This is a genomic window from Kitasatospora sp. NPDC036755 (assembly GCF_040636595.1).
In the GTDB taxonomy this organism is placed as follows: Bacteria; Actinomycetota; Actinomycetes; order Streptomycetales; family Streptomycetaceae; genus Kitasatospora.
The window spans coordinates 1-5,914 of sequence record NZ_JBEZUT010000430.1 but is presented as its reverse complement, the minus strand read 5'-3'; the positions used below and the strand labels follow the sequence as shown (position 1 = coordinate 5,914).

The window sequence follows — 5,914 nt, the reverse complement described above, 5'->3', positions numbered from 1 at the left end:
TACGGACAGGGCCGCCCGCAGGGCCGGCGAGCCCGGCGCGGCTGGGCACGCAGTGGGCTGCCGTTGCCGCGGCACGTCACGCGGCCCGGGCGGCGGCGGGGGTTCCCGTCAGGCGCTGATCAGACCGAACAGGTGGTTGGCGGCTGCTCCGGGGGTGTCGCCGTAGAAGAACTCCGCGAGGGCCTCGTGGAACTCGAAGCGGTCCAGGGCGCCCGAGCCGTCCAGGTCCAGGGCGGCGAAGACCCTGCCGCACTCGTCGAAGGGGAGGTTGGCCGCCAGGCCGAAGACCTGCTCGAACTCCGACTGGTCGATCACCCCGTTCCCGTCGAGGTCGGCGAGGTCGAAGTAGCACTCGGCCACCGGCTGGATCTGCTGCGGGTACAGGCCGGGGTCGGCCAGGGCCCGCCGAAACCCCTCCGTCAGCTCCGGCAGGCCGATCCTGCCGTCGCCGTCCTGGTCCTGCGGCGCGAGGACCCGGGCCCAGAACGCGTCCAGCCCCTCCCGCAGCCGCTGCGCGGCCGCGCAGTGCGACACGTCGCCGCAGGCCGCGATGAACCGCTCGCCCATCAGCAGGACGTCCTGGCGGGAGATGACGCCGTCGCCGTCGGCGTCGGCACCCATGAACCACTGCCGGTACTTGTGGTCTTGAAGTCCAGTCACGACCACGCAGCGTATCCACCCGACTACCAGGGTGCAAAGGAACGGGGCAGCCGTCCCTGCCCCGGACGGCGGGGCGCACGTCCCGACAGCGGCAGACGGCCACGGCCGGGCCGTCGCTGCCGTCCCCGCCCCAGCGCGCACAGCCGCACGCGAGAGCTTGCGCCCGGCAGTCTCAGCCGGTGAAGCCGAAGTCGCCTTCCAGTGTGCCGATGGCGGCAAGCGGGCCACTCGGGACGCCCTGCCCGCCGCCCTGGTGACCACTGGAGCCCGCCGGCGCACTGTCCGTGCTGGAGTTGCCGTTGGAGCCCATCAGTCCGATGCCCCCGAGGAAGTTGGCGTTGGCGGCCGGGGCGCCGCCCGCCAGGGCCGCCCCGACAAGGAGCACGGTCGCAAGAGCGCGCTGAGTGTTCTTCACACCGAGGTGAACGACCGCTGCGACGCCGGGTCACGCAACCCCGCCCGCCGCCCCCGGGCCCTGGCACCGGCCGCGCCCGCACGGACCGCGCCACCGCCGCGCTCCCCACCGCCCGCACCCACGGCCCCCTCCCGAGCAGGATTCCCGATCCGGCGGACAGCCCACCGGCACCGGGAGGACGATGGACCCCGGCAACCCCCTGACCAGAACCACAGGGCGCAGAGACGGAGCCGACACCATGACGCAAGAGCGCAAGCCGGTCGCGACGCACTGGGGCAGCTACACCGCCGTGGTCGACTCCGGCCGCCTGGTACGCATCGAGCCCCACCCCGACGACCCCGCGCCCTCACCGATCGGCCCCGGCATGGTGAAGGCCGCCGACGACCGTGCCCGCGTGCTGCGCCCGGCGGTGCGCAGGGGCTGGCTGGAGGGCCTGCCGCGCACCGGGGACACGGCCCGGGGCTCGGACGCGTTCGTGGAGGTCAGCTGGGACAAGGCGCTGGCCCTGGTGAGCAGCGAACTGCGCCGTGTGCGCGCCGAGCACGGCGACAGCGCCGTGTTCGGCGGCTCCTACGGCTGGGCGAGCGCGGGCCGCTTCCACCACGCCCAGGGGCAGCTCCACCGCTTCCTCGCGCTCGGCGGCGGCTACACGGATGCCCGCAACACCTACAGCACCGCCGCGCTGGAGGTGGTCCTGCCGCACGTGATCGGCGGGCACCCGTGGAGCTACCAGTCGAGGATGCCGATGTGGGACGAGATCGCCGACCACGGCGAACTCGTCGTGGCCTTCGGCGGACTGGCCCTCAAGAACAGCCAGATCAACCCCGGCGGCCTGGCCCGCCACCAGACCCGCGACCTCCAGCGCCGCTGCCGCCAGGCGGGCGTGGAGTTCGTCAGCGTCAGCCCCATCCGCAAGGACACCGCCGCCTTCCTCGACGCCCAGTGGCTGCCCATCACCCCCAACACCGACACCGCCGCCATGCTCGGCATCGCCCACACCATGCTCGTCAACAACTGGCACGACGAGGACTTCCTCACCCGCTGCTGCACCGGCTTCGACCGCTTCGCCGCCTACCTCACCGGCGAGACGGACGGCACCCCCAAGGACGCCCGCTGGGCCGCACGCATCACCGGCATCGACCCCGAAACGATCACCGACCTCGCCCGCCGCCTCACCACCCGACGCTCCCTCATCATGGTCAACTACGCCATCCAGCGCGCCGACCACGGCGAACAGCCGATCTGGATGTCCGTCGTCCTGGCCGCCATGGCCGGCTCCATGGGCCGCCCCGGCGGCGGCTGGGGCTCCGGCTACGCCACCATGGACGCCACCGGCGTCCACCCCGACCGCCCCTTCGTCGCCACCATCCCCCCAGCCCCCAACCCCGTCACGGACTTCATCCCCGTCGCCAGGATCGCCGACACCCTCCTGCACCCCGGCCACGTCATCGACTACGACGGCCAGCGCCTCACCCTGCCCGACCTGCGCCTCATCTACTGGTGCGGCGGAAACCCCTTCCACCACCACCAGGACCTCCACCGCCTCGCCCGCGCCTGGCAGGCCCCCGACACCATCGTCGTCCACGAAGCCTGGTGGAACACCACCGCCAAGTTCGCCGACATCGTCCTGCCCGTCGCCACCAGCCTGGAACGCGACGACTTCGCCGCCGGCTTCTCCGACCCCCACCTCACCGCCATGCCCAAAGTCCGCGAACCCGCAGGCCAGTCACGCACCGACCACCACATCTTCGCCGACCTCGCCGCCCGCCTCGGCTACGAACACGAATTCACCCAGTCCCGCACCGAGACCCAGTGGCTGCGCCACCTCTACGAACAGACCCAGGCCGCCCTCACCCCCGGCCACACCCTGCCCGGCTTCGACGACTTCTGGCACAACCACACCGCCGAACTCCCCCCTTCCACCGGCCCCTTCCCCGGCAACTTCGCAGACCTGCGCGCCGACCCGCAACAACACCCCCTGCAGACCCCCTCCGGCCGGATCGAGATCTTCTCCGACACCATCGACTCCTTCGGCTACGACGACTGCGCCGGACACCCCACCTGGTACGAACCCGCCGAGTGGCTCGGCAGCGACCAGGCCCGCCGCTTCCCCCTGCACCTGATCTCCAACCAGCCCGCCTCACGCCTGCACAGCCAGTACGACAACGGCACCCACAGCCTCGACTCGAAGATCCACGGCCGCGAACCCGCAACCCTCAACCCCGCCGACGCCGCCGCACGCGGCATCCAGGACGGCACGATCGTGCGCATCCACAACGACCGCGGCAGCTGCCTCGCCGGCGCGATCCTCTCCGACACCGTCATGCCCGGCGTCATCCAGCTCTCCACCGGAGCCTGGTGGGACCCCGTCCACCCCGGACAGACCGGAACACTCGACCGCCACGGCAACCCCAACTCCCTCACCTACGACCGGCCCTGCTCCCGCCTGTCCCAAGGACCCAGCGCCCACAGCACCCTCGTCGACGTCGAACCCTACGACCAGCCCCTCCCCGACCTCCACGCCCACACACCCCCACACCTCAACCACTGACACCCACCCCCGCCAAACCCCCACCACACACCAGCCCATCAGCACAGCGCCCGCCGACAACCCCCGGCCGAAGCAACCGGGCCGGAACCGACTTGTCGACTCAGCTCCACCGAAGCCAAGCGATCACGGTGCCAGTCACCGCCGGTATGTGTCATCTATAGGCGGCAGTCGCAGCCAAGCGGCCAGGTGCGGTGGGCGATGGTGTCGCCGGGACGCAGGCCGCGGACAACGGGAGCGGAGATCACGACGGACAGGGGAGAACCCTCCTTCGGGCTGGCGCTGCGAGGTCGTCCATGTTGACTTGGACTGCCCCGATTTGCGTAGTCCTTTCAAGGGGTTGCTGTCTGCCGCAGGCGAACATGCCGAAGACCCAGGAGATCGGCGAGCTTCGCTGCGCCGACGCAGACCCGCACGCCTTCACCGGCAACCACCGGTAGTCGTACCGGGTCGCCGAGCACCGGCTTGCCCCGGCCCCGCCCGCAGGAGCGGCACAGCCACCGCGGCGAGCGCCGGACCGGGGGCGGTTCTCCGCCGCGCCCATGGCTCGGTGGGCGTCTCAGCGTGTCCTGCGGATGGCGTCGGTTGCCGCCTTGGCGATGGCGGCGGGGGCGCTGGAGGGCCGGGGCAGGTGGAGCAAGGTGGTCCCCGGTAGGTGGCGGGACTCCTTGTCGAGCGTGAGCTGGAGTACGGCGCAGCCGGCAGTGGTGAGGCGCCGGATGCGGGTGACCGCGTTGGCGGTTTCGTTGGGGGTGTACTTGGCGTCGGTGACGATCACCAGGAGGCGGCCGGCACCGGGGCGGCTGAGGTCGAGGCCGTGGTCGAGCGCATCGAGGGCGTCGCCCAGGTTGTGGCTGGCGCCGCGGGCGTCGAACGTCGTCACCCGCGCCGGCGCCCGGTGGCTGGGCCTGGTCAGTGCGGTCAGATGCGTGTCGTAGGCGATGGTGGCGGTGCGGGAGTCGGGGTCGGTCAGGGCCGCTGCACGGGCCACGATCCAGGCAGCGGATGCGACGGGACCGCAGGCGGCGCGCATGGAGCCGGAGACGTCCACCGCGATCCCCACCCGCAACGGCGGGGTGGGAGAGTGGCGGCGCCGGGTGGCGGTGAACGGCTCTGCGGTGGGCACCGCGCCGGCGGCGCGCTGGGCGTCGCGGGCGAGGGCCTGGCGCATGTTGAGGCGGCCGGGCGGGGTGGGGCTGGTGGTCCGTTCCTCGGTCCGTTCGCGATAGGCAGCGGCCCGGAGAGCGCGGCTCAGGCGCGCCGCAGCGGTTTGCTCAGCGGTGGTAGGCCGGCGGGTGCCGGTGACGGGGTTGCCGTAGGGCGCCGGTGTGCCGTCGGCGTTGACGGTTCCGCCGCCGGAGTTGAAGACCGACTTCGCGGTGGCGGCGGCCTGACGTCGCCGACTGGCCTGCTGGGCACGGTCCTTGGCCTGTGACCTTGCCCGGGTGGCCACGGCGTCGTCCGCGGCGGCCTGTGCCGCGAGGTCGGCACGGTCGTTGGCGGCCATGCTGTCCATGACGACCCCTGCGGCAGCGGACAACAGATCGGTGAGGTCCTCCGGCGGGGCGGGCAGGGACGGTGCAGCGGCGTCCAGAGCCTCGCACCAGTCCCGGGCGTGCGCGAGCATGGTGGTGGCGTCGTGGTCGGCGCACCGGTGTGCTGCGGTCCAGATGCCGGTGAGGGTGGCCAACAGGTCGGCGCCCAGGACCTGTTCGCACAGTTCGGCGACGGCTCGGGTCTCGCCGGCATCCAGGATGCCGACGTCACGGCGGCCGAGGATCAGGGCCGCCACGCTGGCGGCGTGCTCGACGCCCTGGAAACTCGGGTTGGCGATGTCGGGCATGACCAGGGTCCGAGCGCTGGTGCGCAGGTACGTGCGGTCCATCGGACGCCTGGTCAGGTGGGCGCCTTCGGCCCGGCTCTCCTCCAGCAGGAGCGCGGCCTCGACGACGCGCGGGTCCGCGCCGTCCGGCCGCTTCCAGACGGAGTGGGCCGCGTGGGCGGCCTCGTGGACGAACACCCCCCATGCGGCGGGATAGCGTTCCTCGTCGCCCACGATCCGCGGATGGACTTCGTGGGGTTGGAGGGGGGCGAACAGCTCGGCATCGAACTCGACCTCCCCCAGTCCGGGGAAAAACGCGGCCGGTGCGCCGCTGCGGGTGCCAGGGCGGCAGGTGACGAGCAGGTCCTGGCGGCCGGACAGGGCGACCAGGCGGTCGCCGAGCTCGGCTCCCACGCGCAGCCACGCGGCCGGCGACGTACGGGGCGATCGCCGGCATCCTCAACACCTG

At 72.4% G+C, this 5,914-nt stretch carries 4 protein-coding genes; 1 reads left to right on the top strand and 3 read right to left on the bottom strand.

What is annotated here, in order from left to right:
• Positions 1–108: 108 nt before the first annotated feature.
• Together AB0E96_RS37185 and AB0E96_RS37180 are read right to left on the bottom strand one after the other, a co-directional pair.
• Positions 109–660: an EF-hand domain-containing protein gene (locus tag AB0E96_RS37185; protein ID WP_359830643.1), complete on the bottom strand. Its 552-nt coding sequence runs from the start codon at positions 658–660 to the stop codon at positions 109–111.
• A 172-nt stretch (positions 661–832) separates the two neighbouring features.
• Positions 833–1,045: a hypothetical protein gene (locus AB0E96_RS37180; protein WP_359830640.1), complete on the bottom strand. Its 213-nt coding sequence runs from the start codon at positions 1,043–1,045 to the stop codon at positions 833–835.
• A gap of 268 nt (positions 1,046–1,313) precedes the next feature.
• On the opposite strand from AB0E96_RS37180, the gene AB0E96_RS37175 reads away from it, so the two are divergent.
• A complete protein-coding gene (locus AB0E96_RS37175) occupies positions 1,314–3,626 on the top strand; it encodes a molybdopterin-dependent oxidoreductase (protein ID WP_359830636.1) in 2,313 nt (770 codons plus the stop codon).
• 556 nt (positions 3,627–4,182) lie between these two features.
• On the opposite strand, the gene AB0E96_RS37170 is transcribed toward AB0E96_RS37175, so the two are convergent.
• Positions 4,183–5,859 carry a hypothetical protein gene (locus AB0E96_RS37170; RefSeq protein ID WP_359830633.1) on the bottom strand — a complete coding sequence of 559 codons (1,677 nt, stop codon included), beginning with the start codon at positions 5,857–5,859 and terminating at the stop codon, positions 4,183–4,185.
• Positions 5,860–5,914: the final 55 nt, after the last annotated feature.

Coding starts and splice junctions, on each gene's coding strand:
- AB0E96_RS37175 (WP_359830636.1), top strand. CDS start 1,314: ATGACGCAAGAGCGCAAGCCGGTCGCGACGCACTGGGGCAGCTACACC.